The sequence below is a fragment of the Pontibacter sp. FD36 genome (assembly GCF_015686655.1).
Classification (GTDB): domain Bacteria; phylum Bacteroidota; class Bacteroidia; order Cytophagales; family Hymenobacteraceae; genus Pontibacter.
This window is the reverse complement of the sequence record NZ_JADPMP010000002.1, coordinates 334,744-359,991: the sequence shown is the minus strand read 5'-3', so window position 1 is coordinate 359,991 and position 25,248 is coordinate 334,744. Positions and strand designations below refer to the sequence as shown.

Below are 25,248 nucleotides of genomic sequence, written 5' to 3'. Positions count from 1 at the left end.
AAACGGTTAATCTTTTAGAAGGGATGCTGCGATGCGGTAAAACAGGGAAGCACCAGCAGATATAAGTTCATCAGGGAAATTATAATCAGCGTGGTGTAGCTGCGGTTGATCCGGACCGGACCCCAATCCAAAAAGAGCACCGCAATACCTATTTGTAAAGTGTCCGAAGTCTTCGGACCAACGTACAGGTTGTGCTGCCTGCGTGACCTCCATATTCAGGTAACGGGCAGCCTGCTCTATCAGTTCAACTGCCTCCGTGCTATTGCGGGTAGCCGGAAACTCCTCCACCCACTCCAGATCATACCTTAATCCATACTTGATAGACACCAGCTTAACTGATTCTATCGCAAGGGATTTTAGTTTGTTCAGGTCTTCCTGTTCAAAGGCCCGAAGCGTGGCCATTACCGCCGCAAATCCCGGGTTGGTGCCGAATGCAACTTCGCCCAGCCGGGCATGCACCACAGTGAGCAAAGTCAGGTCCTGGAAGGAATGAGGATCACGCACCAGGGCATTAAAAGCCTGTATCAGTTCACTCATACCTTCTCCCGGGTTCAGACCGTTCTCAGGTTCCGCAGCATGCGACTCTTTTCCATGTAACTGTACCTTGAGTCCCACAGAAGCCGCAGCGAATATCTCTGCCCGCAGGATTACCTGTCCCATAGGCTTGCCTGGTATGTTGTGCAGCGCAAACACATAGTCAGGTGCTATTTCTTGAAAAGCAGGGGTGTGCAGTACAGCCCAGGCACCTGCTCCGTTTTCTTCTGCCGGCTGAAACAGCAAGACCACCCTTCCTTTGTCCAGTGGGTGCTGGTGCAACAAACTGGCAAGTCCTGCTAAAATAGCCATGTGTCCGTCGTGCCCGCATTTGTGACTAACGCCTTTCTGAATAGAGGTATAAGGCAGTTCGTTCTGCTCTATTATCGGCAGGGCATCCAATTCAGCCCTGAAGAGTACAGTAGGTCCGGCATCCGGATCCATTCCATTAAAGATCACTGCAAAGCCATTGCCTCCTAAATCTGTAATTACTTCATCAGGTTGGTAGCTTTGCAGAAAACCACGCAAGGTATGGCTTGTCTCAAATTCAAGTCCGGAAAGTTCAGGGTGCTGGTGCAGATGGTGCCGTAGCGCTGTGATCTCTTTCAAGTCAGGTATGGAGTGCGTAGATAGGGTAGAGGGCATAAATTAAATATAGGTATAGCTGTCAGTAGGGCTTACGGAGGTTACCGCTAAAACTTTACAAAAAAAGCCTGCCCTGGCAGCACAAAAGGCTGGCAGGGCAGGCTGTCAATAAAATAATACGTTTGATTAAGAGCTTATTTCGGCGCTGATAGCAGCCACAACCTTCAGCATCACCTCCCGGATTCTGGAAACACCTTCCCGAACTTCAACCAGATTTGTCTCTTGTTTGGCATTTGCCTCCACAAAGCGCACAACTTCTTTCAAAGACTCGATCTTCATGGTATCGATCGTGGACTTTACTTTGTGGGCCAGTGCACTCACCATCTTCCAGTCTTCCTGCTCCATTGCTTTGTGCATATCCTTTACCGTGACAGGTATGGTATCTGCAAAGAGCTGGCGGGCGCGGTTCATGAACGCCTCGTTATTGTGAGACATTTTTTGGATGACCTCCATACTGTAGAGCGGTTCAGCCGGCACTATTTCTTCCTGCTGTGGTGCTATAGCCGCACCTTCTAACTGATCACTTTTTCTCTTTTCAGGAAGCAGGCTGGCAATCTTTGTATAAAGCACCTCTGCTTCAAATGGTTTCGACAGGTAATCATTCATCCCTGCGCTCAGGTACTTTTCGGCGTCACCTTTCAGAGCATTGGCAGTTAGGGCGATGATTGGTATACCTGCCTTTTGCTCGTCGGCCATGGCTCTGATTTGCAGGGTGGCATCTATTCCGCTTAGCTCCGGCATCTGAATATCCATCAGGATGATGTCATAAGCTGACTGGTGTACCATTTCCACAGCTTCGAGGCCGTTGACAGCTACATCCAGTTGGAAACCCCATTCTTCCATGATCGCCTGTGCCAGGAAGACGTTTACTTCATTGTCCTCTGCCAGCAGCACTTTCACAGCACCAAGGCTGCCAAAGTCAATATCAACTGTTTCGTCCTCCGGCAACTGGTCCACTTCACTTTTCGGATAGGTGATCATAAAGTGGAAGATACTGCCACCTTCCGGATTGTCTTCTACCCAGATATCACCACCTTGTCGCTCTACCAGGTTTTTGCAGATGCTAAGTCCCAGTCCGGTGCCGCCGTACTTGCGCGTGATGCTGGAATAGGCTTGCGTAAAACCTTCGAAAATCAGGTCCTTTTTGTCAGCCGGCACGCCTATACCTGTATCCTCGACTGCAAACTCAATCGTGAGGGTAGAAGCCGTTTCTTCCAGTGTTTTGGCCTGCAGCGTCACGCTTCCTTCCTCTGTAAACTTGATGGCATTGTTCAAAAGGTTGAGCAGGATCTGGTTCAGGCGGTATGGGTCACCCTGCAGCAAGGTATGAGGCAAATCCAATGTACCAAGTTGAAGGGCAATGTCTTTTTCCTCGGCCTTATATTTCAATGTCTGATATGCAGCCTGCACGGTCTCTTCGATCCTGAACGGAATGGACTCCAGTTCCAGTTTGCCGGCCTCTATTTTGGCCACATCCAGTATGTCGTTGATGACTACCAAAAGATTGTCAGCCGACTGATTAATGATTTTGAGGTAATTAAGCTGCGTTTCGTCCAGCTGCGTCTTGTGCAACAGTCCGCTCATACCCAGTATACCATTTAGCGGCGTTCGGATCTCATGGCTCATGTTGGCCAGGAAGTTCTCTTTCACACGCGCTGATTCCTCAGCTGCCTCCTTGGCATTCTTAAGCTCACGCTCTGTCTGAATGCGGTCAGTCACGTCCTGGGCGATACCGATCACATAGGGCTCCTGCCCATCTTCACTCACCTTGTAGTTCTGGTAATTGAGGAAACGCTCTTCTTTGTCTTTGCGCAGTATGCACAGGATGCCTTTCACAACTGTATTATCCTCAAATTGCTTCAGATACTGCGGGAAGTACTGGCGGTGCAGCAGCGGGAAGAATTGTTTCAGTTCTTTGCCGATTACCTCTTCCTCCTCATAGCCAAGCATTTCCACCAGGTAAGGATTGACAGACAGGATAACGCCCTGCATATCATGCGTACACATGTAGGCCTGGCTGTACTTGATCAGGTCACGATATTTCTTCTCACTCTTCTTGAGCGCCTCTTCAGCCAGGCGACGCTCTGTAATATCACGCGACGAAGACTGTATTTTGATCACGTTCCCATCGCTATCCGTAATGGGCTTGATGCTCGTTTCTACCCAGATGTAATAGCCATCTCGGTGCATTTTGCGATGCTGCACCGTGGTGTCGTGTTTCTCCTCTAGGGCGACCCGATGTCCCATGGTCTGCACCTTCTCTGCATCATCCGGGTGTATGATCTGGTAGGCTGATAAACCGACTAACTCAGCAGATTTGTAGCCTAACATTTCCTCTACGGCATTGGACACATACAGATAAGTTCCTGCGGCATCATGCAGACAAACAAGGTCACGGGAATTTTCAGAGAGCAGTCTGTGAAGTTCCTCGCTTTCCTCCAGCTTTTTGTTGGCGTTATACTGCTCGGTTATGTTAGTGGAGATGCCGAGCACATGCACTTCTCCATTATTCGTTGTAAGCGGCTTCTTGATGGTATTAAACCACTCCACTCGACCATCAGGCAAGGTATAGCTGTCCTGCACACGCAACTCCTGGCCTGTCTGTATCACAACTTGATCTACATGGTCATAGTGATGCAGCTCTTGCGGAACGTGGTGCAGGTCATGCGTATTTTGATTCAATAGGTCTTCCGGATTCAGTCCAAACAGAGCCGCACACACCTGGTTTACGAGTTTGAAATTGCCTTCGCCGTCCTTTACATATATCAGGGTAGGACTGGTGTCGAGTACCAGTCTGATAAAGTCATTTTTCTCCTTTACTTCGATTGCAGCTTTGCGCTCCTCAGTAACATCCCGCACAATGGTGAGTACCTGCTCATCATTGTACTTCACAATGCGACCCTCATAATAGCGTGACTTCAACTCGTAATTTATAGAGTGCATCTGCCCGGTTGCCAGCACATTCTGCAGCAGGTCAAAGCTCTTCTGACTCAGAGGAGCAGGCAGCATATCGAATAGTGTTTTGCCGATCACATCAGATGCCTGCATCACCTCGTACTGGGAGTGTTCGTTATGCATCTCCAGGTATACCCCCTGCTTGTCTATGATAAACATCAGGTCCGGTATGGCATCCAGAATAGCCCTGATCTTTGCCTCGCTGGATTTGATTTCCTGCTGCGCATGATGCAGGTCAGTAATATTGAGGCCGTGGCCAATTATGATTTTTATTTCGCCCTGCTCATCGAGCACAGGGTTGAGCTTACGAATATGGTAGCTGGCATTGCCTTGCTTATCGACAAGCTTTTCCTCGAAGACCACCTGCCGGCGCTCCTCCATCGTCTTGAGTAAGTGTTTGCCCCGTGTTTCTATGCGATGCAGTGGCACATTGCGGTAAGCGCAGTACTCTTCATTTGTTTTGTTGATGATCCATTCCCGCAGATGAGGGTCTGACACAGCTGCGGGGTTCACGAAAATGTAGCGCAGCTGGTTATCATACACGGCCACATCCGAAGGAAGGTTATTCAGGATAGCTTCATAGAACTCTTTTTGATAGGCTAGTTCCTGGTTTTTCTGGCGCAGTTTGGTGATATCTTCGGCTGATCCAATGATCTGGCTAACTTTGCCATCGGCATTGCGCTTATACACTGATTCCCGACAGAAGAGCGTTCTGCTCGTCCCGTCGCTGGCACGCACACTATACGTAATCTCACGCACTTCGCCATCTTGGGCACTCAGCATCCCGGAAGTATGCTGCAGCAGAAGGGGCCTGTCAGCTTCCTGCACGACAGACATAAAGAAATGTCCATCCATCGCATCCAGCTCCTGTTGCGTATACCCCAGAATCGTTTTAATGCAGTTATTAAGGTAGATGCTTTTGTTCTGATCCAGATCGTAGATATAGACAATGCTCGGCACCATGTGCATGACGTTTTGCACAAGCTCTGTTGTAGTATCAGACGGATGAGAACGGAGTGACTCTAACTCGCAGGCTAAGGTTTCAGCTCTTGCTTCAGCTCCCTGCCGGGCTTTTCTTTCTTTTTCGAGCTCCTGTTGCAATTCCTGCAGCTCATATGAAGTTTCCATCATGCAATCAATAAAACCCGTGTAAAAGGAGAGGCGGATTTATTCGCAAATTATCGCTTTTCAGTGGAGTAACAATTAATGTGAGGATTTAATTTAACACAATATGGATTATTTTATAACATGTCTCATAACCACACTATTGCCATGATGCTAGCTATAGCTGCTCCACTTAACTAATGCTTCCTCAGGCTTTGCAGTTGATCGGTATCAAGCCACGCTCTGGCACAGCCTATGTTACTGACGAAACAACATCGAATTCAGCATATTTTTAACTTCCGCTTGAGACGCCAAAATTTAGCTGCTGGATGCAATGCCGTATTAACTTCATGACGGTTAACGTTGAATTGAAGGGCTACATTACTCACTCGATTGACCTAAATACAGGAAGTATCCGCTACTGTTGGAGGTTAGGGTTGAGAAACCGATGACAGATAAAAAACTTGAGGAGATAAGTATACAAAACACGTCGATTCATGATAGCAGCCGTACATTAAATAACGAGCCCATATGACTACATCAGGTATCCCTTTACCAATGGATATAAATAAAGAATTTGAACTGTTTCAGTTCGAAAAACTTAACCAAACACTTTTTCTCAACCACCCGGATGCCATCTTCCTGTTGGATCTAGAGGGGAAATTTATGATGGTGAATGAGGAGGTATGTCGCATCACGGGGTATGACCGGGAGGAGCTGATCGGGCAAAGTTTTGAGCCACTCATCGAAGAAAGCAGGAAGGCCTTTACGCAGGAGCGTTTCCAAGATTCGAAGGAAGACAAGCCGCAGCGCTACGAAACTTCCATTGTAACGGATAACGGCATCAAATACCTGGACGTCACAAATTTTCCGCTCAAAAACGACACGCGCATTCTGGCCATCTTTGGCATCGCTAAAGACATTACAGATAAGAAGCAAAAGGAGATAGAGCTGGAGAAATACACAGCTCTCCTGAAAGTACACAACGACGAGCTGGAGATATTTCGGAAAATACTGGCCCATGACATGCGAAAGCCGGTCGCCAATGCCTTGGGTTTTGCGCGGCTCCTGCAAGGCAACCTGCCGGAGAATAAGGAAAAGCAGGTAAAGCGCTACTTACTGCACACTGTAGAGTCAGTTGACGTGATGTTGCGCGACCTTAATGAACTGATCGCACTGCAGTCGACGGGTAAGGAGAGCAAGGAAGAGGTAGACGTCAACAAAACCATCAAGCGTATCGTCAATTTCTTTCAGGAAGAAATCCGTCAGGCCAATGCAAGTGTAGAACTGGAAATAGCAGATAACCTTCAGATTCATACCATCAAGGCATATTTCAACAGCATCATTCGCAATCTGATCTCCAATGCCCTGAAGTATCGCAGCCTGGATCGCCCCACTATAGTAAGCGTGAAAGCTTTATTACAAGACGAGCTGATTACCATAGAGGTAAAAGACAATGGCATTGGCATGGACCTCACTACCATAGGCAAGGAACTGTTTCAGATGCACCGCCGCTTTGCTCCGAAAGTAGCAGAAGGAAACGGGCTGGGACTCTACATCGTGAACCAACAGGTCAGGCTAATGGGCGGTCAGATCAGCGTTGAAAGTCAAGTAGACAAAGGAACTATCTTCACGATAACATTACCTACGCACTAACCCAGATTTGATTTCTGGAAAGCAGTACTCTCAACAGGTTGCTTTTGGACCACTTCTTAACCTTACTTCACGATAAGTTCATTGCTCTGTATCATCCGATAGATCGTTGACTTCCCAATGTCCAGCTTGTCAGCTACAAGTAATACATTGTAGTCATACCTGTCCAGGAAACGCTGAATGATGGCGGTTGTATACTCTTTGAGGCTACGCTCTTCAGCCAGAAAGTCCTTCTCGGTATGGCTGGCAGAGAAGTTAATGTCCTGCTCCTGTATGGCATCTTCGTCAGCTAATACCACAGCCAGTTCCACCAGTGCTTTTAGTTCGCGTACGTTACCCGGGAAAGCATAGGAGAGGAGCTTCTGCTGTGCATCTGGCGACAAGTGTTTACGTCCGAGACCATTCTCTTTGGCAAAGGCATCAATGAAGAATTTTGCCAGAACCAGTATATCGCTACCCCGCTCACGCAATGGCGGCAACTGAATCGGAAGACCGAGCAAACGGTAATACAAATCTTCTCTGAAACGTCCCTTCTTTACTTCTTCAGCCAGGTTTTTATGCGTCGCTACAATGATGCGGACATCAACCGGCACGACAGCATTACCTCCTACACGTGTGATTTCCTTTTCCTGGAGTACGCGCAGCAGTTTGGCTTGCAAACTAATGTCAAGCTCCCCAATCTCGTCCAGAAAAATAGTGCCTTTGTTTGCTTCTTCGAACTTACCCAGGCGGCGTGACACAGCACCGGTGAAGGCTCCCTTTTCGTGACCGAACAACTCACTTTCGATCAGTTCACGAGGTATAGCCGCTACGTTTACTGCCACATAAGGAGCTTTTTTGCGGGTGCTGTTATAATGTATCGCTTTGGCAACAAGCTCCTTACCTGTACCCGTCTCACCATGCACCGACACGGTAATATTGGTTTTAGTGGCTTTATCCATCAGGTTAAACACCTTCTTGATGGCGTCACTGTTACCAATGATCACTTTACCGAAGTCGTATTTCTGCCCGATCTCTTCTTTCAGGTAGTCAATCTCTTCGCGCAGCGATACATTTTCACGGATTTTATTGATTGTGTTCCAGAGGCGTTCGGGCGTGTCTTCGTCTTTTACGATGTAGTCATAGGCGCCCAGCTTAAGCAGGTCCACAGCTGTGGCTACATCTTCCTGACCCGAAATCACCACAACCTGCACATCTGGGTTTTGTTCTTTTATGCGTCTGAGTACTTCCGATCCGTTTTTATCAGGCAGCGAGTAGTCCAGCGTTACCACATTCGGGCGCAGGTGCATACTGGCAAGGCATTCATTTGCTGAGTGAAATTTATGGATTTCGTAGTCTGGATTGAGCGAAAGGTGGTATTCCAGCAGTTCGCTGTACCACACATCGTCATCCAGAATGAATATCTTAAAAGAACCGTTTGTCATCAGGTAGTAGGATAATTGCAAAATTTGAGTCAAATATAACTGAAAAGTTATATCCTGTTAACAGAATCCAACTCAATTTTGGTTTAACTGTACCGCTTAATGAACATTTCAAAATAATATTATAATCAGCCATGGTTCAGTACTTACACAAGAAGGCCTGGACGGCCCTGCCTGTTGCAGCTTAACTTAGAGAATTGTTCAATTAAAACAGCTAAACCTATACAGGAAAGTACACTTAAAGAAGATAGCATGAAACTGACACATGCATCCGTAATTCACTGGCTGACCAGTACAACAGGTATATGATGACACTGACGGAGTTGATGATCTCATTCGTTCTTCTGCACCTCTTTATATTTGTGGCCGGAAAGCTCAGCGTGCTGGTGCAGAACAGGCTTGCCAGAAGGGTAGATATTCCGCTTCTTGTCAACTTTGTATCAAACATCGTGCGTCGGCTTCATTCTGGGTAGCCTGACTATCATGCAGCAACTGGTTGGGCTGGCAGGTATAGCAGGAGGCCTTTAAGGCGGAGCTGACTTATCAGTTTTTGTAATGGGCTTTGCACTGTATGGCATTGTCGAAAATTTGCTGGCAGATACCATACTTGCTTTTAAACTACAATTTTGGAAATACGACACAGTTAAGGTACGTGACTTCCATGACAAGATCATGGTGCAAAACCAAGGCCATGGACTGTATGAAAAAGGCGTTACAGGAGCACGGCATCCTGCAGATTTCTAAGTAAATCCGGCTATCCCTTTGTGCTGATCACCTCACACTTGGCCCGCACAAACATGAACACGCCGTAGCAGATCAGTCCTAGGGCCAGTACACCCAGTAGGTAAGAGCCATATGAAGCCTCCTCCAGAAACTGAAAAGCTTGCGAACTGCTGCCAGCCTCACGGAAATTAGCTTTAATGGCAGCCCGCAGCAACAAGTACCCAATGATCAGCCAGACAATTCCACGGGCAATGTAGCCCACCAGACCGGCACGGACGAGAGAGGTACGAACCTCCGGTTTCAGCTGTTCTGATTGCACTTTATTCATATACTTACCGGAATAGGCCCTGTAAAACTGGTAAAGCCCCATGATCATCGTGCCGATAGCCACGGCTCCCAGTAACCACTGCCCAAAGGGTTGTGACAGCAATTCGCGGGCAAGCGTCTGCCGAGAATCTGTTCCATTGCTTCCGCCGCCGTTGCCTAGTAGCAACTGGGCTGCTGTAAAGGCAAGCGCCCCGTAAACTAATCCACTGAATGCGTAGCCGATGCGTTTGCCTATACCTTTTGCATCATTGCCCTTGTCTTCCGTGTCGCGGATGGCCTGTATGAGTCGCCACAAGGTATAGCAGAGCATACCCGCCGCTACAATAGCCAGCAGTACCTGTCCATAAGGCTGCTCCATGATAAACTGAAAGACACCGGTCTTGCCGGCGCCCTGTTCTGTCTGTCCGCCGAGTTCAAAAGCCGCCATAAAAGCCAGCGCTCCAACCAGGCAGTACACAACTCCTTTAGCAATCAGGCCAATGCGGGCAAACCGTACGACCCACTCCGGACGAGGGGAAGGTATATGGGAAGGGGATATTGAGATGTCCATAAGGTATGTATAGTAACCTTCCCATACACGCAAACTTAAAGCTAAAGTTTAGCACCCTGGCTATAAGTTTTTGAACCGCTTGAACGCCTCTTCCTCAAGACGGGCACGATGATCAGGATGTGCGATTTCGATCAAGGCCCTGGCGCGCTGACGAAGGTTTTTGCCGTACAGGTAAGCAACCCCATATTCTGTTACTACATAATGCACGTGGGCACGAGTCGTCACCACACCGGCACCCTGATTGATATAAGGCGTGATCCGCGAAATACCTTTGTTGGTGACAGATGGCAGCGCAATAATAGGCTTACCACCTTTGGAAAGGGCAGCACCCCGGATAAAGTCCATCTGACCGCCTATACCTGAAAACTGGTAGGTACCAATGGAGTCGGAAACTACTTGGCCGGTCAGGTCAATCTCTATCGCACTGTTGATGGCCGTTACTTTGGGGTTGGAGCGAATGACAGTGACATCGTTCACATAATCAGAACTCAGCATGGTGATCAGCGGATTGTCATCTACAAAATCATACAATTTGCGGTTGCCGACAATAAAGCCAGTCGCAATTCTTCCCGGATGCTTCTTCTTGAATTCGTTGGTAATTATTCCCTGCTCTACCAGCGGCAGGATACCATTGGAGAACATCTCTGTATGAATGCCCAGGCCTTTGTGATTTGTCAGGCTGTTGAGCGTTGCGTCAGGTATAGCGCCTATTCCCATTTGCAGGGTGGCGCCGTCTTCTACCAGTTCGGCAATGTAACGGCCGATGGTCTCCTCAGTCTGGGTGATGCGCTGACTATAGTCAACTTCCGGCAGGGGCTCGTTCACCTCCACCAGCGCATCGAAGCGGCGGATGTTGATCAGGGCGTCGCCATGGGTACGGGGCATTTGCGGGTTTACCTGCGCGATGACATGCTGCGCACTGATAACAGCCTGGCGGGCGATGTCAACGGAAACACCCAGGGAGCAAAAACCATGGCGGTCGGGTGGCGACACGTGCACGATGGCTACATCCAGCGGCATAATGCCCGAGCGGAACAGGTTAGGAATCTCACTCAGGAAGATGGGCACATAGTCGCCGCGGCCACTGTTTACAGCCTCCCGCACATTGGCTGACACGAACAGGGAGTTTATGTAAAAGGCATCGCTGCATCGCTCTTCGGCGCAGGGCATGTCACCAAAAGTGGATATACTCACTAGCTCCACGTTACGCAGTTCATCTGCGCGCTCGGCCAGTTTGTGCAGCAAGTACTGTGGTGTGGCTGCACTGCCATGCACAAATACGCGATCGCCTGACTTGATAACAGAAAGTGCTTCTTCAGCTGAGGTGTACTTCAATTGGGGTTGATTCATGGGTTCCTTGTTTTTAATCTTAAGCCTTGAGCGTATCGCTTAACTTACGGCTGGTCTTTTGCTCGGTTTGAAATGCCTCTTATTTCGTGCCGGCATATTTATTTATTCGCAAAAGAATATATAAATTTGAAAGCAAGCGATGATAATTGTCACCCTTAAAAATGAGCTTGCGTAAGGAGGGGAGGAGAAGAGCCTGCTGCCTTAGCCCTCCAAACACCAGCATCTACTATGAAAAGCATGAAAAATAAACTGTCCTCAGCGCTATACCTCGTTCTGTGCGCACTCTTTTTCAGTTCCTGCGTGGCCACTTCCGGCATTGACAACACCAGCACGATCAGTTCATCAGAAGGCGTATTAAGCAAAAAAAGCACCTATGCCTGGTACCAACCCACACCGTCTGCTCAGCCGACTTATGGACAGGGCTTTGATGCGGATCTGCACAAGCACCTGCTGCAGTCGATAGAGGAAGAACTGCAGCGCAAGGGCTATACCAAAACTACCGTGAATCCAGATATGTTAGTAGCTTATGATGTGAGCGTATCGGTACCGGATGCGATGGACAAACCGGAACTGTATGGCCCGGGATTTGGGTACAGCTATGCCTATATGTCTGGCTACAGGTATAGTTATGGCAATGCGGAGCTGCCCGGCTACCGCGCAGTAGATCTCTTTAAGCAGGGCACGCTCATTGTGGATGTGATTGAGCCGAAATCAAAACAGCTGCTCTGGCGCGGCTGGACGGAAGGCGCCGTGAAGAATTTTGATGCGAACTACAGCAAGGTGAGAAGTCTGGTGCAGGAAATTGTCAAGCGGCTGCCTGCTGCTGTGCATCCTTAATATGAAACCCCGCCAAAGCAGCGGGGTTTATTTTTTCAGACTTAATCAGCCCTTACAAAATTATTGAATCGCATCACATCAGACGGCTTGCCCACCACATAAACCACGTCACCGCGTTTCAGTTTTGTCTGGGCATTGATCTCCAGTAGCGTATCGCCATCCCGCTTTATACCTACCACCGTGATTCCAAAGCGATTACGTACATCGGCTTCAATAAGGGTTTTACCCACCAGCGAGTCATCCTTGGTATAGATCCGCAGACTGGCTACTTCAATATCTGGCAGGTCAGTTGATATATTTCCAGCATTGGTTTTGCTGCCTGTCAGGCTGCGCAGCATATCATAATTATCGGCCCGGATGCTGTAAGTAAAGTTGGCGATCTCATCTCGTGGCATCAGGTATTTGGAAAGCACGCGGGTAAAAATCTCGATCGACGTCTCAAACTCCTCAGGTATCACCTCATCGGCTCCCAACCGGAAGTTCTCTTCCATCTCCTGCACAAAGCGGGTTCTGACAATGATATGCACTTTATCGCTCACTTCTCTGATGCTGGAAATAATTCGCTTAGTCGCTTCAGGGTCGGATATGGCGATCACCACCACCCGGGCCTTGTGTATATTGATATGCGATAAGATGACACCGTGTACGGCGTCACCATAGAGTATGGGTTCTCCACGCAGGCGTTCTTCTTTTACGGTTACAGCATTGAGCTCCACAATCACGTACGGTATGCTGGCATGGCGTGCCGCTTTGGCCACGTTGCGTCCGTTTATGCCATAACCGATGATCACAATGTGGTCTTCCAGATGGTGCATATCATCTAAAGCATCGGCGTTGGCAGGGGCATTGGGTATCTGGTTATTAACAGGTACCCAGCGGGCACTTAGTTTATTGGCAATAGTGTGAAAAGAACCGATCACAAAAGGGGTAATCGCCATGGTCAGCAGCGAAACAGAAAGGAAATACTGGTACACCTCCTGAGAGAGCAGACCACTGTTTATACCTGTTTTGGAGAGAATAAACGCAAACTCACCTACCTGAAAAAGCGAAAGACCAACCAGTATGGAGGTGCGCAATGGGTACTGTAATATTCGGGCGGCCATGGCAGCGATTACCCCTTTCAGTATAAAGGTGCAGACAGTCAGCAGCAGGATCAGCGGCAAGTGTTGCAGCATGAACCCAAAGTCGAGCAACATACCGATCGACACGAAAAAGAAGCTGGTGAAGATCTCACGGAAAGGAAGGATGTTACTTGTGGCCTGGTGGCTATACTCCGACTCTGATATGATCAAACCGGCCATAAACGCCCCCAGCGCCAGCGACAAGCCGAGACTCTGCGTTAGCCAGGCCACCGCAAAACAAATGACCACAATACTGAGGATGAAAAGCTCCTTGCTCTTGGTTTGGGCCACGATAAACAGCAGCTTAGGTACCAGATAACGGGCACTGATCAAAACGAACACTATCACAAAGGCACCCTTAAGCACCATAAGCAGTAATTCGATCACAATGTTCTCGGAACCGCCCGCCATCAGGGGCGCCACCAGCATCATGGGTACGACCACAATGTCCTGAAAGATGAGAATGCCCAGCACCACCTTTCCATGCGGACTGTTGATCTCGCCTTTGTCCTGCAATAGCTTGAGCACGATGGCCGTACTGCTGAGGGCAAACAGGAAACCAACAAAGAAACCTTCGGCTGCTGTGAAGTTGAACATCATCAGGACAAGGCCAACCAGCAAAATCGTGACGAGGACCTGGGTAGCTCCTCCCAGCAAGACAGTCCGCTTGATCAGGGCCAGGTTGCGCAGCGAAAACTCCATCCCGATGATAAAAAGAAGCAGAATTACACCGATCTCGGCCAGAATCTCAATGTCGTGTACATCTGCAATCAGGTTGAGGCCGTGCGGACCGGCAATCACACCCGTCATCAGGAAACCCAGAATGGTTGGTAGCCTGAAGCGCTGAAAGAGCAGAATAACCACCACGGCCAATCCCAGAATAATAACGACGTCAGATAGTAAAGGAATTTCCATTCGATTTTAATTTGCCCAGCGGTCTTTCTTATTCGAGTATCAACCTTCTTGGGTTGAAAGATGGAGCAATATAGTGAAGTATTAAAAGGATTTTGATATAAAAAAGGAAGGTGACTGGCATTGGGCAAATGTTTTTATAAAACAGCCGACAGGTTTTCTGGCGGATTATTTTTGCGCTATATTTAGGGTTCGGAACCACAAAACAGCGCTATACCTTATGAAACAGTACCTGGACCTGATACAGCACATCCTCGACAAGGGGGTAAAGAAAGAAGACCGTACCGGCACCGGTACGCTGAGTGTGTTCGGTTACCAGATGCGTTTTGATCTGGCGGAGGGCTTTCCGCTGGTAACAACCAAAAAGGTGCACCTCAAGTCGATCATCCACGAGTTGCTGTGGTTCCTGAAAGGGGATACCAATATTTCCTACTTAAAGGAGAACGGGGTCACAATCTGGGATGAATGGGCGGACGCAAACGGTGACCTGGGCCCGGTATACGGATCGCAGTGGCGCAGCTGGCCCACACCGGACGGCCGCCATATTGATCAGATCACGCAGGTGGTTAATCAGTTAAAAAACAATCCGGATTCCCGTCGCATCATCGTAAGCGCCTGGAACGTGGCGGAGATTGAGAACATGAAACTGCCGCCTTGCCACGCTTTTTACCAGTTTTATGTAGCAGAAGGAAAACTGAGCTGCCAATTGTACCAGCGCTCTGCAGATGTTTTCCTGGGCGTGCCATTCAACATTGCCTCTTACGCCTTGCTGGTGCTGATGATGGCGCAGGTGACAGGGCTGGAGCCGGGCGAGTTCATCTGGACAGGCGGCGACACGCACCTATACCTGAACCACCTGGAGCAGGCTCAGTTGCAACTCACCCGTGAGCCACACGCACTGCCGACCATGCGCCTGAACCCGAATGTGAAGAATATCTTCGACTTTAAGTTCGAGGACTTCAAGCTGGAGAACTATGTGTCGCACCCAGGCATAAAGGCACCTGTGGCGGTATAATAGCTTAACATGTAGTGATATAAAACAAAAGGCCCGAAGCTTAACTTCGGGCCTTTTGTTTTATGGATTGGTTGACCAGATGCCGGCCTCTTTGATGAAAACGCGGCGATTTAGTTTCAGCTGCGCCACGATCAGTTCGGCAAAATCCTCCGGCTGCATCACGCGCTCCGGATTACCGTCAGTCAGCTTCAGTTCGATAGCCAACTCTGTTGCCACTGTACTTGGCGTGAGCGTACTCACCCGGATATTGTGCTTGCGTACTTCCTGCATCAACGACTCCGACAGACCGATTACGGCAAATTTTGAGGCACTATAGGCACTCGTTACCGGGGCCCCACGCTGGCCAGCCGTTGAAGAAATGTTGATGATATCGCCTGTCTGGCGCTCAATCATTTCTGGTAGCACGGCACGTGTCACGTAGTAAACCCCCATCAGGTTCACCCGAATAATGTTCTCCCAGTCAGCAGGATCCAACTCCAGGAACTTGCCAAACTTAGCCGTACCCGCATTATTGATCAGGATATCAATCGGACCAAGTTCAGTACCAATCGCCTTTACCGCTTCGTTTACTGAGTTTATGTCGGTCACGTCGGCAGTAGCAACGGAAGCTTTTACACCTAGCTTCGTCACTTCTGCTGCCACTTCTTCTAATTGAGAAGTAGTGCGCGCCAGCAAGCCCACGTTTACACCTTCCTGGGCCAGCGCAATCGCTATAGCCCGCCCCATGCCTTTACCAGCACCCGTGATCAGGGCGCTTTTTCCTTTTAATGATTCCATGTTGTAAGCCTTAATGTTTGTAGCTACAAATATACTACAGAAAGTGGTAAAGGTTCATATGCTATACCTGATTGCTTAAGATAAGCTATTGCTTGAAGGGGAGCACACGCTTTTCGGAGCTGCTTTGAATGGCCAGTTCAATCACCCGGATGGTATTCAGCGCCTGCTCAGGCTTCACCTCCAGTTCAGTTATACCCAGAATGGCATCTCGTACATTTTCATAATAGCCGCGGTAGTCACCCTGTTCACTCTGGATTTTCCCGACCAGATGCTGTCCTTTGAGTTCGGTGTCCAGTCTTCCCCAGATCTCTTCTGGTTCAGCTCCCCAGTCTGTACCTGTAGGAGAGAGCCCCGCCTTTAATGCTGCTTCCTGCACATCGAGGCCATACTTCACAAAAGAACCTTTGTCACCCGAAAGGATAAAACGAGGCCCTGGCTGCTTTACCAACATGCCTGCTTTAAGTATAGCTTTCAAGCCATTGGCATAATAGAGCGTCAGGTCAAAGCTGTCAATTATTTGCCCGCCACTGCGTTGAGTCCGCAGGTCGGCGTAGAGTGTTTCAGGCGAACCAAACAGCACCAGAGTCTGATCAATCAGGTGTGATCCAAGGTCATACAAAATACCTGTACCCGGTTTCTCTTCTTCTTTCCAGGTCTCGGAAGCAGGTATAGGTCGGAAGCGATCAAAGTGTGCTTCGTACTCCACCAGCCGTCCCAGCAACTGACCATCAATTAGTTTTTTTACTGTTTTGAAATCACTGTCCCAGCGGCGATTCTGATAAACGGTCAGCAATTTTCCTTTTTGTTGTGCCAGCTCAATCAGCTCGTTCGCCTCCTCCGATGTAACCGTAAAGGGTTTTTCGACAATCACATGTTTTCCGGCTTGTAAGGCAGCTTTGGCCAAGCTGTAATGTGTTTCGTTGGTGGTAGCGACGATCACCAGATCAATAGCTTCATCCTCCAGGACACTACCTGTTTCGGGTACAACTTCAGCATCAGGGTATATACTATTGGCCAAAGCAACACTTTCGGGGCGGTTTGCCTTAATTTTCCTAAGCTTTATGCCTTCTACAACCGATATAATGGGCGCATGAAATACGCGACCGGCCATCCCAAAGCCTAGTAGTCCGATATTGATAGTTTTATTCATCATTTAGAGGTCCTATAGAGTTTTACTATTCATCGTGCAATATGCGTACGAATAGCTACATGATTTGCTGCATCATACTAAAGATACTACTATATTTAGTCCTTTCTTACAACAACCATATCCGCAATTTGAAACAAATTTTACCCAAATCATTTAGCTTCTTAAGGTATAGCTCTGTCGCTCTCGGCTTGTTCATCACAACCGCTTCTACTGGCTTAGGTCAGAGCCATCCGGTTGCCGACTCTACCTCGGCTGCAGCTGATACTTTACAAACGACCTACAAGCCTTACGAATTAAGCGCATCCGATTTCAATAAAGGATTTGTCACCTCTGTGGAACAGGCGATCATCGGCAGGTTTGCAGGCTTGCGGGTAGTGCCCGCCGGAGGGGCGCCCGGTACAGGAGCAGAGATGGTGCTTCGGTCTGGTACTTCTTTATTTGGAAACAACAGCCCGTTGGTAGTAATTGATGGCGTTCTGATCGATCTTTTCAGTCATTCCCTACATGCTAGTAACCTGAATTGGCTGAGTGCCGATGATATTGCCTCTGTTTCGCTGCTGACAGATGCTTCTGCTACAGCCCTTTATGGTGGGGCCGCCGCAAATGGGGTTCTGATGATCACGACGAAAACAGGAAACGCGGATGATAAAATACGGCTGCGATACAATGTGACAGGCGCAGCTTCAAGTCTGCGAAAAAAGGCCGATATATTTTCTGCGGAGGAATTCAGAAACCTTATACGCGAGCGATATCCTAACCAGCAAAGGTTGTTGGGTGAACACGACACAGACTGGCAGGATGAGATCTATCGTACGGGTTTCGGATTGAATAATAATCTAAGTCTCAGTGGTGCAATGGGACCAGTGCCGTACCGGGTGTCTGTTGGGCAGTTGAAGCAAAACGGAATACTGGAAACTACCAGGTATAAGCGCAACACCTTGGCCGTCAACCTACAGCCCAGTCTGTTTCAGAAACACCTGACTTTCAATCTATCTCTGCATAACACCCGACAGGAATTGGGGCTGGCAGACGAACGGGCTATACCTGCCGCCTTGGCTTTTGATCCGACTCAGCCTGTGTATGCCGATAATGAATACGGAGGATATTTTACCCACATGCATCCGGATGGGTATGCTTTGATTGAACAGGTAAACCCGATGAGCCTGCTGGAGCAGAAGGAGAACCGAGAGACGGTTAAAATGCTCTCCGGACAGGCTCATGTGCAATATCAGCTTCACTTTCTGCCCTCCCTTACGGTCAACTACAGGTATGCTTACCTCAAATCCGATAGCGATTACAGTAGCAGCTGGCCATTTGGGATGGCATCGCGCCAGTGGAGCCCGATTAATTTAATTACGCACCGTTTGACTTCCAACATTGCGCACTCAGAGGGTTTTGTTTCCATGAATCAGGCTATACCGTCCTTGCGCGGCAAATTCGACCTGACGTTTGGGGCGTTAAAGACCGAACGAGAGATTAAATCTGGGTCTACAGAAGGAAAACAAGGTGAAATACTTTATTCTAGGAGTAGGAACTTCCGGTCCAAGGAGAAAAACTTCAGCTATTATGGCAGTCTCGGCTATACCTTGCTCGACCGCTATACCTTCAAGGCCTCTTTCCGAAGCCTGTCAGACTTGAACTACAATGCGGATGAGTTCAGGCATCAGTCAAAGACAATGGGTATAGGCTGGGATGTTGGTAGAGAGTCGTTTATGGCTAACTCGGATATCGTTTCCCACCTGAAACTCAAGGCGGACGTGGGTAGATTCAGCAGGCTGGATGAACCAAACAGATTCAGAACACTGCTATGGACACCAGTGCAGGGCAGGATATTGGAATATGGCTTTACTGGTCCTCAACCCAGGATTGTAACTGAAAAAACACTTCAGAAGAACTTGGGGCTCGAGTTCGGCCTGCTACAAAACAGGTTCATGGGAAATATCAGTTTCTTTCAAAACAAGTCAAGCGACCTTCTTATCTACAATAGAATGACCTCTGGAAGCGGCACTACACTCCGATACCTGAGCCAGGGTGGTCTGAATGTTACAGGCATGGAGTCTTCACTCCAATACACCCTTATTCAGCAGGAAGCTGCCCACTTACAAGTAGGTGTGCATGCCACCTTTCTTAGGAACCGGCTCACCAGAATGGGCGATTTAAAGGTGTACACTTTCTCCGACAATGATTATAGACTTGGGTTAGCCGTAGATGAACCCGTACAGGTGTTCAATCTTTTCAATCATTTGTATGAAGAGAATGGTAAACCGATTCAGGGCGGGTATGAAAAAAACGAATATGGCTATGCCGAAAGAAAAATAATGGGCACAAACCAACCCAACACCTATTTCGGCTTCAGTTCCAATGGCGGCTATGGGAATTGGGAAATGTCTTTCCTTTTGCGTGGTGCGGCTGGGCATGAGGTATTCAATCAAGCTGATGCCCAGCGTAGCTGGCTGTATGCAAACGATACATATAACTACTTGTCGAACGCCGCCCGAAGCTATCTGGAAAACGGCTTTATTGGTTCCCACTCAGAATCGAGTCATTTCCTCGAGAACGCCTCCTTTCTCCGCCTGGAGTATCTTCAACTGGGCTACAATGTCGGAAAACTGCTAGGCAGCAAGGTTGACATGAAAGTTAATGCCACGGTACAAAACGCTTTTGTTTTAACCAGGTACAGTGGCCAGGATCCAGAAGTTCCCAACGGAATTGACAGAGGAAACTATCCTCAGCCCCGTACATTCTCTCTGGGTTTAAATCTGAGTATTTGAGTTATAGAAAAGGCTGTTCTATACCCAGGGCAGCCTTTTCTGTACCTATATGATCTTTTAGCTTTTGAGCTATACCTGCAGACCAGCTTTGAGAGCCTGCAGCCTTTCATTATCAAGTGGCAAGGTATGGTTCTCAAGCTTTATGATGCCTCGTATACCTGTCACATTCGACGCGAATACAAGTTCCGCCTGTAACAACGCTTCCGGTTTGGCTATCACTTGGTGTACCGCTATACCTTGCTGCTGACTCCAACGCAGTATGTTTCTACGTAGAATTCCGTTCACACAGCCTGTCTCCAGGGCTGGCGTGAAAAGTTCACCCTGCTTTAGCCAGAAAATATTAGAAGATATCAACTCCGATACATTCCCCTTCGCATCCAGTAGCAGCATATCATCAAAATCCTTGTTTTGTTTTTCTATACCTGCCAACACATAAAGCGGTGCATGTGGACCTTTGAAATGGGAGAGAGAAGAGTAGCAGGTACGTACGCCCTGGCAAATACCGATTATTAAACCTGCTTCAGGTATGGCTTGCTTTGGCTCTGCCGTCGCTAGCCATTCTATCTCATTTGTCTGCGGGGTATACAAACCACCTCCTGATCGCCAAACTTTTAACTTCAAACGCCCCATCTTAGAAGAGTTATGCTGTCTTGCGAGATACAATAGATTATCCTCAAGTTCGCCATTCCAAAAATAAGCAGGTATAGCTAGTCGTAAAGCCTCAGCGGCTTCCCGCATACGAGCCTGATGGTCCCGCCAAAATCGCAAATTCCCGTCCACGACCATGACCGTTTCAAAAAAACTGTCATTATAATGGAAAGCCCGGTTGTGGATGGGGAGTTTCAAGTCTTGTACTGGAAGGAATTGATTGTTGTAGAGAAGCAAGGGAGTTTGGATGTTAGTGAGTTTAGGAGTCTTTGGGTGATTATGCGAATGATGTTTTTGTAAATTATCTAATTACGCTATCCTTTTGTCGTCTGGTAAAGATCTTGCTGGCAAGTTGCAAAGACCGTCGGAACTGGCAACCAAGATTCCTGCTGAATGACATCAGTTTGAAAATTGGCTTCATTCTCTCACTCAACGTATCAGCGCAAATCGTTTTCCTGGCATCGCTTTTACCATTCCTTTAAACTCAAGCGATAATAGGACCGAGGCCAGTTGATTGACAGGCACTTGCGACTTCCATCCTAAATTATCCATTTGCTCTTCGCCGGATTGAATCAACACCTGCAGCACCTGCATTTCCTCGGGTGTGAAATCGGCTGGGTCGAGGACAGGTATAGCGGCGGCTCGCTTGGAGGCCAGTTTATCCTCCACATCCCAGTTGAGTAACTCGATCAGGTCTTGTGTGGAGGTGAGCACCGCTGCTTTGTGTGATTTGATCAGCCAGTTCGTACCCTCTGACATCGGGGAATTAATGTTACCCGGCACGGCCATTACCTCCTTGTCATAACTGTGGGCGATGTCGGCGGTAATCAACGTGCCGCTTTTGAAAGCCGCTTCGATCACAATGGTACAGTCGGACATACCTGCAATGATGCGGTTGCGGGCCGGGAAGCGGGGTGCGTCAGGTTTAGTGCCAAATGTGTTCTCCGTAATTACGCCGCCTTGTTCGAGCATCTTCTCCGCATACTTTTTATGTACCCCGGGGTAGATTGTATCAGGTCCGGAGGCCATCACGCCAATCGTTGGTAACCCTGCCTGCAACGCGGCCCTGTGCGCGGCAATGTCGATGCCGTAGGCCAGACCACTAACGATCATCACATTGTAAGGCTTCAGCTCTTCAACTATCCTTTCAGTTACCGACTGCCCATAACTTGTTGGCTTGCGGGTACCTACAATACTGATGATGCGGCGATGGTTTAAGTCGGTATTGCCTCTGAAGTAGAGGAGTGGAGGTGCGTCAGGTAGTTGCTTGAGCCGGTTGGGGTACTGCGGCGATGTGTAGAAGAGAAGCTGAACACTCCTGTCAGCTGCTTTTTTCAGCACTTCATCCGCCTCCAGCAAGGCATGGCGACCATTGTCACGAATGCTTTTCGCTACACGTTCACCCACACCCGGCACTTTCATCAGCTTCGGCACAGGCGCGTCAAAAACGGCTTTTGCGGAGCCGCAATAGCTCACGAGTACCTTCGTCAGCTGGTCGCCGACGTAAGGCAAAAACGAAAGGGCTACTTCAAATTGAGCTTCCTGTGACATGCACCAAGGTACGCAGGCTTAGCTTTTGGTGTTCAGCTGTTCCTTGATTCCCACTAGAAAAGAACGCACTTTCTCAAGCGAATTAATGATCTCAATCTTGTCCTTTATCTGCACCGATTTATTCTTCAGCACTTCCTTAGCGCCTTGTATTGTAAAGCCACGCTCTTTCACCAGATGGTAAACTGAACGTAATTCTTCAATGTCTTTGGCAGTATACTGGCGGTTGCCTTTCTTGTTTTTCTTGGGTTTGAGTTGGTCAAACTCGGTTTCCCAAAAGCGGATCAGCGAAGGGGCAACGTCAAAAATGGCAGCGACCTCACCGATGGTGTAGTACTGCTTTTCGATTTCTTTTTCTTTATAAGGCATAGTGTCGGTTTCAAGGTATAGGGCTACAGCACTAATTTTCGGCTATAGCACGCTGAATTACGGCTAAAATTGCTACTTTTGCCCTAATACAGGCCCATGTAAGCATTGCCCGAAAGGGCTGTTTCTATAAGGCAAAAATTCTATATTTTTTGTTATTAAACAAGAAGTATAGCACATTGTATCTAAAGGCTTAATAATCATAGATGAACTCAGCTGAGATTAGACAAAAGTTTCTTGACTTCTTCGCGCAACGACAGCACCAGATTGTGCCGTCGGCACCCCTTGTGGTAAAAGATGACCCCACCCTGATGTTTATCAACTCAGGTATGGCGCCCTTCAAGGATTACTTCCTGGGCAACAAACCAGCACCGTCCAAGCGCATAGCCGACACCCAGAAGTGTTTGCGTGTATCAGGTAAGCACAACGACCTGGAGGAAGTAGGCTACGACACCTACCACCACACCATGTTCGAAATGCTGGGCAACTGGTCATTTGGCGACTATTTCAAGAAAGAAGCTTTGGCCTGGTCATGGGAGCTGCTCACAGAGGTATACCAACTGCCGAAAGACAGGCTGTATGTATCGGTGTTCCAGGGTGACCAATCGGAGAATCTACCAATGGACCAGGAAGCCTACGATATCTGGAAGTCTATGATTGCGGAAGACCGCATTCTAATGGGCAACAAGAAGGATAACTTCTGGGAGATGGGCGATACAGGTCCTTGCGGTCCGTGCTCGGAGATACACGTGGACTTGCGTACCGACGAAGAGCGCGCGCAGGTAGACGGCAAAACACTCGTAAATGCTGACCATCCACAGGTAGTAGAGATATGGAACAACGTATTCATGGAGTTCAACCGTCTTGCTGACGGCTCGCTGGTAAAACTGCCTGCGCAGCACGTGGATACAGGTATGGGCTTCGAGCGTTTGTGCATGGCCATCCAGGGCAAGCGTTCTAACTACGACACTGACGTGTTCCAGCCGCTGATTCAATACATTGCTAAGGAAGCGGGTGTAGTATATGGCGAAAACGAGAAAGTAGACATAGCCATTCGTGTGATGTCTGACCATATCCGTGCTATTGCCTTTACAATTGCCGATGGTCAATTGCCGTCGAACAACAAGGCAGGTTACGTGATTCGTCGCATTCTGCGCCGTGCCGTTCGGTATGGCTTCACTTTCCTAGATTTCAAAAAGCCTTTTCTCTACAAACTGGCTGCCGTACTGGCCGACCAGATGGAAACGGTATTCCCGGAACTGAAGGCTCAGCTTAGCTTCGTGCAGCGCGTAATCGAGGAAGAGGAGAACGCTTTCCTGCGCACTTTGGAAAACGGTTTGAAGCGTCTTGATGCTTTAGAATCTAAATTCAAAGAGAATAACAATACTATCGATGGCAAAACTGCTTTCGAACTTTATGATACTTTCGGTTTCCCGCTAGACCTGACTGCCCTGATTGCACGTGAAAAAGGTCTGAAAGTGGACGAGGCTGGTTTCGGTGTGGAGATGGAGCAACAGAAAAACCGTTCCCGCAACGCCTCTGCTTCCGAGCAAAGCGACTGGGTGATCATTCAGCCTGATGTGGAGACGGAGTTCCTGGGTTACGAGCATGACGTGGCCGACTCGCATATTGTACGCTACCGTCAGGTAAAGACTAAAAATAAGAGTGAGTACCACCTGGTGCTAGACCGCACACCTTTCTATGCAGAGAGCGGCGGACAGGTAGGCGATACAGGTTACCTGATTTCTGATTCAGAACAAATCGAGGTACTGGACACTAAAAAGGAGAACGACCTAATACTGCACATCACAGCTAAATTGCCGCAGCAAGTGGAAGCCACTTTCAGAAGCGAGGTAGATTTTGAGCGTCGCAACCTGATTCGTAAGAACCACTCTGCTACGCACTTACTGCATACTGCTTTACGTAAAGTTTTAGGGGACCATGTGCAGCAAAAGGGCTCCCTGGTAAACGAAAAAGTACTGCGTTTTGACTTCTCGCATTTCTCTAAAGTAACGGACGAAGAGCTGCGTGAAGTAGAAACCATCGTGAACCAGCGCGTGCGCCAGGCTATACCTTTGGAAGAGCAGCGCAACATCCCGATCGCTGAGGCCAAAGAAATGGGTGCCATGGCGCTGTTCGGAGAAAAGTACGGTGAGTTTGTGCGTGTGATTGCTTTCGACCGCGACCACTCGGTGGAGCTTTGCGGTGGTACGCACGTGTACAATACTGGCGAAATTGGCTATTTCAAGATTCTCTCTGAAAGTTCAGTAGCAGCTGGAGTGCGTCGTATCGAAGCAACCACAGCTGGCTCTGCAGAAGAGTATATGCAGCAGCAGCTGAACGAGCTGAATGCGGTTCGTGAAGTATTGGGTACGCACAGCAATATATCAGGAGCCGTGCAGAAACTGCAGGAAGACAACAAAGCCCTACAAAAGCAACTCGAGCAATTTGAACTGAAGCAGCTGACCAGCCTGAAAGAAAGTCTGGTGCAGAAAGCCCAATCTATTGACGGTGTTAATTTTGTGGCCGAGAAAGTTGACGTGAGCACAGCAGATTACCTGAAGAAACTGGCTTTCGACATGCGCCAGGCAGTTGACAATCTGGTGCTGGTGCTGGCTGCTGAAATCGACGGAAAACCACAGATTGCTGTGATGTTATCGGATAATCTGGTTTCGGACCGCAAACTGAATGCCAGCCAAATGGTGCGTGAACTCGCCAAAGAAATCAAAGGCGGTGGCGGTGGACAGCCTTTCTATGCTACGGCTGGCGGTAAGGAAGTTGCTGGTCTGCAGGCTGTGCCTGCGAAAGCGCAGGAATTAGTGAAAGGACTACTGCAATAGG

At 48.5% G+C, this 25,248-nt stretch carries 18 protein-coding genes; 7 read left to right on the top strand and 11 right to left on the bottom strand.

Annotated features, from left to right (window positions below):
* Nucleotides 1-6: 6 nt before the first annotated feature.
* On the bottom strand, nt 7-1,179 hold the full coding sequence (locus tag I0P70_RS04025) for an amidohydrolase (RefSeq protein ID WP_196114895.1): 1,173 nt from the start codon (nt 1,177-1,179) through the stop codon (nt 7-9).
* A gap of 126 nt (nt 1,180-1,305) precedes the next feature.
* Nucleotides 1,306-5,265, bottom strand: coding sequence for a PAS domain-containing hybrid sensor histidine kinase/response regulator (locus I0P70_RS04020; RefSeq protein WP_196114894.1), 3,960 nt, complete (start codon nt 5,263-5,265; stop codon nt 1,306-1,308).
* A 531-nt stretch (nt 5,266-5,796) separates the two neighbouring features.
* On the opposite strand from I0P70_RS04020, the gene I0P70_RS04015 reads away from it, so the two are divergent.
* Complete coding sequence (locus I0P70_RS04015) at nt 5,797-6,894, top strand: PAS domain S-box protein (RefSeq protein ID WP_196114893.1); 1,098 nt, start codon at nt 5,797-5,799, stop codon at nt 6,892-6,894.
* Nucleotides 6,895-6,956: 62 nt separating this feature from the next.
* Here I0P70_RS04015 and I0P70_RS04010 read toward each other — a convergent pair whose 3' ends face one another.
* Complete coding sequence (locus I0P70_RS04010) at nt 6,957-8,315, bottom strand: sigma-54 dependent transcriptional regulator (RefSeq protein WP_196115033.1); 1,359 nt, start codon at nt 8,313-8,315, stop codon at nt 6,957-6,959.
* Nucleotides 8,316-8,617: 302 nt separating this feature from the next.
* Between I0P70_RS04010 and I0P70_RS04005 the strand changes: the two genes are divergently transcribed.
* Together I0P70_RS04005 and I0P70_RS04000 are read left to right on the top strand one after the other, a co-directional pair.
* Nucleotides 8,618-8,785 carry a hypothetical protein gene (locus tag I0P70_RS04005; protein ID WP_196114892.1) on the top strand — a complete coding sequence of 56 codons (168 nt, stop codon included), beginning with the start codon at nt 8,618-8,620 and terminating at the stop codon, nt 8,783-8,785.
* 82 nt (nt 8,786-8,867) lie between these two features.
* Nucleotides 8,868-9,056, top strand: coding sequence for a hypothetical protein (locus I0P70_RS04000; protein WP_196114891.1), 189 nt, complete (start codon nt 8,868-8,870; stop codon nt 9,054-9,056).
* Between the two features lie 10 nt (nt 9,057-9,066).
* Here the strand turns inward: I0P70_RS04000 and I0P70_RS03995 are convergent, their stop codons facing one another.
* Together I0P70_RS03995 and I0P70_RS03990 are read right to left on the bottom strand one after the other, a co-directional pair.
* Entirely contained in the window at nt 9,067-9,912 is an 846-nt protein-coding gene (locus I0P70_RS03995; protein ID WP_196114890.1) for a DUF1206 domain-containing protein, read from the bottom strand.
* A gap of 60 nt (nt 9,913-9,972) precedes the next feature.
* Nucleotides 9,973-11,262, bottom strand: a complete 1,290-nt coding sequence (locus I0P70_RS03990) for an acetyl-CoA hydrolase/transferase family protein (RefSeq protein ID WP_196114889.1) — start codon at nt 11,260-11,262, stop codon at nt 9,973-9,975.
* A 237-nt stretch (nt 11,263-11,499) separates the two neighbouring features.
* On the opposite strand from I0P70_RS03990, the gene I0P70_RS03985 reads away from it, so the two are divergent.
* The gene (locus tag I0P70_RS03985) at nt 11,500-12,099 is read left to right on the top strand and encodes a DUF4136 domain-containing protein (protein ID WP_196114888.1); all 600 of its coding nucleotides are present in this window, start codon (nt 11,500-11,502) and stop codon (nt 12,097-12,099) included.
* A gap of 41 nt (nt 12,100-12,140) precedes the next feature.
* Here I0P70_RS03985 and I0P70_RS03980 read toward each other — a convergent pair whose 3' ends face one another.
* Nucleotides 12,141-14,135, bottom strand: a complete 1,995-nt coding sequence (locus I0P70_RS03980) for a monovalent cation:proton antiporter family protein (RefSeq protein WP_196114887.1) — start codon at nt 14,133-14,135, stop codon at nt 12,141-12,143.
* Nucleotides 14,136-14,352: 217 nt separating this feature from the next.
* Between I0P70_RS03980 and I0P70_RS03975 the strand changes: the two genes are divergently transcribed.
* Nucleotides 14,353-15,147, top strand: coding sequence for a thymidylate synthase (locus I0P70_RS03975; RefSeq protein WP_196114886.1), 795 nt, complete (start codon nt 14,353-14,355; stop codon nt 15,145-15,147).
* A 60-nt stretch (nt 15,148-15,207) separates the two neighbouring features.
* Here the strand turns inward: I0P70_RS03975 and I0P70_RS03970 are convergent, their stop codons facing one another.
* Entirely contained in the window at nt 15,208-15,924 is a 717-nt protein-coding gene (locus I0P70_RS03970) for a 3-ketoacyl-ACP reductase (RefSeq protein WP_196114885.1), read from the bottom strand.
* 85 nt (nt 15,925-16,009) lie between these two features.
* Nucleotides 16,010-17,077: an oxidoreductase gene (locus I0P70_RS03965; protein WP_230391970.1), complete on the bottom strand. Its 1,068-nt coding sequence runs from the start codon at nt 17,075-17,077 to the stop codon at nt 16,010-16,012.
* 125 nt (nt 17,078-17,202) lie between these two features.
* Here I0P70_RS03965 and I0P70_RS03960 point away from each other — a divergent pair, with 125 nt between their 5' ends.
* Entirely contained in the window at nt 17,203-19,845 is a 2,643-nt protein-coding gene (locus I0P70_RS03960) for a SusC/RagA family TonB-linked outer membrane protein (RefSeq protein WP_196114884.1), read from the top strand.
* Between the two features lie 69 nt (nt 19,846-19,914).
* Here the strand turns inward: I0P70_RS03960 and I0P70_RS03955 are convergent, their stop codons facing one another.
* The 3 genes from I0P70_RS03955 to I0P70_RS03945 all read right to left on the bottom strand — a co-directional run bounded on the left by I0P70_RS03955 (nt 19,915) and on the right by I0P70_RS03945 (nt 22,410).
* Entirely contained in the window at nt 19,915-20,691 is a 777-nt protein-coding gene (locus I0P70_RS03955; protein ID WP_196114883.1) for an aminotransferase class IV, read from the bottom strand.
* Between the two features lie 231 nt (nt 20,692-20,922).
* Nucleotides 20,923-22,044 (bottom strand): DNA-processing protein DprA, encoded by a 1,122-nt coding sequence (gene dprA, locus I0P70_RS03950; RefSeq protein ID WP_196114882.1) that lies wholly within the window; start codon nt 22,042-22,044, stop codon nt 20,923-20,925.
* Nucleotides 22,045-22,062: 18 nt separating this feature from the next.
* Nucleotides 22,063-22,410, bottom strand: a complete 348-nt coding sequence (locus tag I0P70_RS03945) for a MerR family transcriptional regulator (protein ID WP_196114881.1) — start codon at nt 22,408-22,410, stop codon at nt 22,063-22,065.
* Between the two features lie 203 nt (nt 22,411-22,613).
* Between I0P70_RS03945 and alaS the strand changes: the two genes are divergently transcribed.
* Entirely contained in the window at nt 22,614-25,247 is a 2,634-nt protein-coding gene (gene alaS / locus I0P70_RS03940) for an alanine--tRNA ligase (RefSeq protein WP_196114880.1), read from the top strand.
* The last annotated feature ends 1 nt before the right edge of the window (nt 25,248 follow it).

What these genes read in the sequence shown, in the direction of transcription:
- I0P70_RS03975 (WP_196114886.1), top strand. Translation starts at nt 14,353, where the DNA reads ATGAAACAGTACCTGGACCTGATACAGCACATCCTCGACAAGGGGGTA.
- I0P70_RS03990 (WP_196114889.1), bottom strand. Translation starts at nt 11,262, where the DNA reads ATGAATCAACCCCAATTGAAGTACACCTCAGCTGAAGAAGCACTTTCT.
- I0P70_RS03980 (WP_196114887.1), bottom strand. Translation starts at nt 14,135, where the DNA reads ATGGAAATTCCTTTACTATCTGACGTCGTTATTATTCTGGGATTGGCC.
- I0P70_RS04020 (WP_196114894.1), bottom strand. Translation starts at nt 5,265, where the DNA reads ATGATGGAAACTTCATATGAGCTGCAGGAATTGCAACAGGAGCTCGAA.
- I0P70_RS03945 (WP_196114881.1), bottom strand. Translation starts at nt 22,410, where the DNA reads ATGCCTTATAAAGAAAAAGAAATCGAAAAGCAGTACTACACCATCGGT.
- I0P70_RS04025 (WP_196114895.1), bottom strand. Translation starts at nt 1,179, where the DNA reads ATGCCCTCTACCCTATCTACGCACTCCATACCTGACTTGAAAGAGATC.
- I0P70_RS04010 (WP_196115033.1), bottom strand. Translation starts at nt 8,315, where the DNA reads ATGACAAACGGTTCTTTTAAGATATTCATTCTGGATGACGATGTGTGG.
- I0P70_RS03965 (WP_230391970.1), bottom strand. Translation starts at nt 17,077, where the DNA reads ATGATGAATAAAACTATCAATATCGGACTACTAGGCTTTGGGATGGCC.
- dprA (WP_196114882.1), bottom strand. Translation starts at nt 22,044, where the DNA reads ATGTCACAGGAAGCTCAATTTGAAGTAGCCCTTTCGTTTTTGCCTTAC.
- I0P70_RS04000 (WP_196114891.1), top strand. Translation starts at nt 8,868, where the DNA reads ATGGGCTTTGCACTGTATGGCATTGTCGAAAATTTGCTGGCAGATACC.
- alaS (WP_196114880.1), top strand. Translation starts at nt 22,614, where the DNA reads ATGAACTCAGCTGAGATTAGACAAAAGTTTCTTGACTTCTTCGCGCAA.
- I0P70_RS04005 (WP_196114892.1), top strand. Translation starts at nt 8,618, where the DNA reads ATGATGACACTGACGGAGTTGATGATCTCATTCGTTCTTCTGCACCTC.
- I0P70_RS04015 (WP_196114893.1), top strand. Translation starts at nt 5,797, where the DNA reads ATGGATATAAATAAAGAATTTGAACTGTTTCAGTTCGAAAAACTTAAC.
- I0P70_RS03995 (WP_196114890.1), bottom strand. Translation starts at nt 9,912, where the DNA reads ATGGACATCTCAATATCCCCTTCCCATATACCTTCCCCTCGTCCGGAG.
- I0P70_RS03985 (WP_196114888.1), top strand. Translation starts at nt 11,500, where the DNA reads ATGAAAAATAAACTGTCCTCAGCGCTATACCTCGTTCTGTGCGCACTC.
- I0P70_RS03970 (WP_196114885.1), bottom strand. Translation starts at nt 15,924, where the DNA reads ATGGAATCATTAAAAGGAAAAAGCGCCCTGATCACGGGTGCTGGTAAA.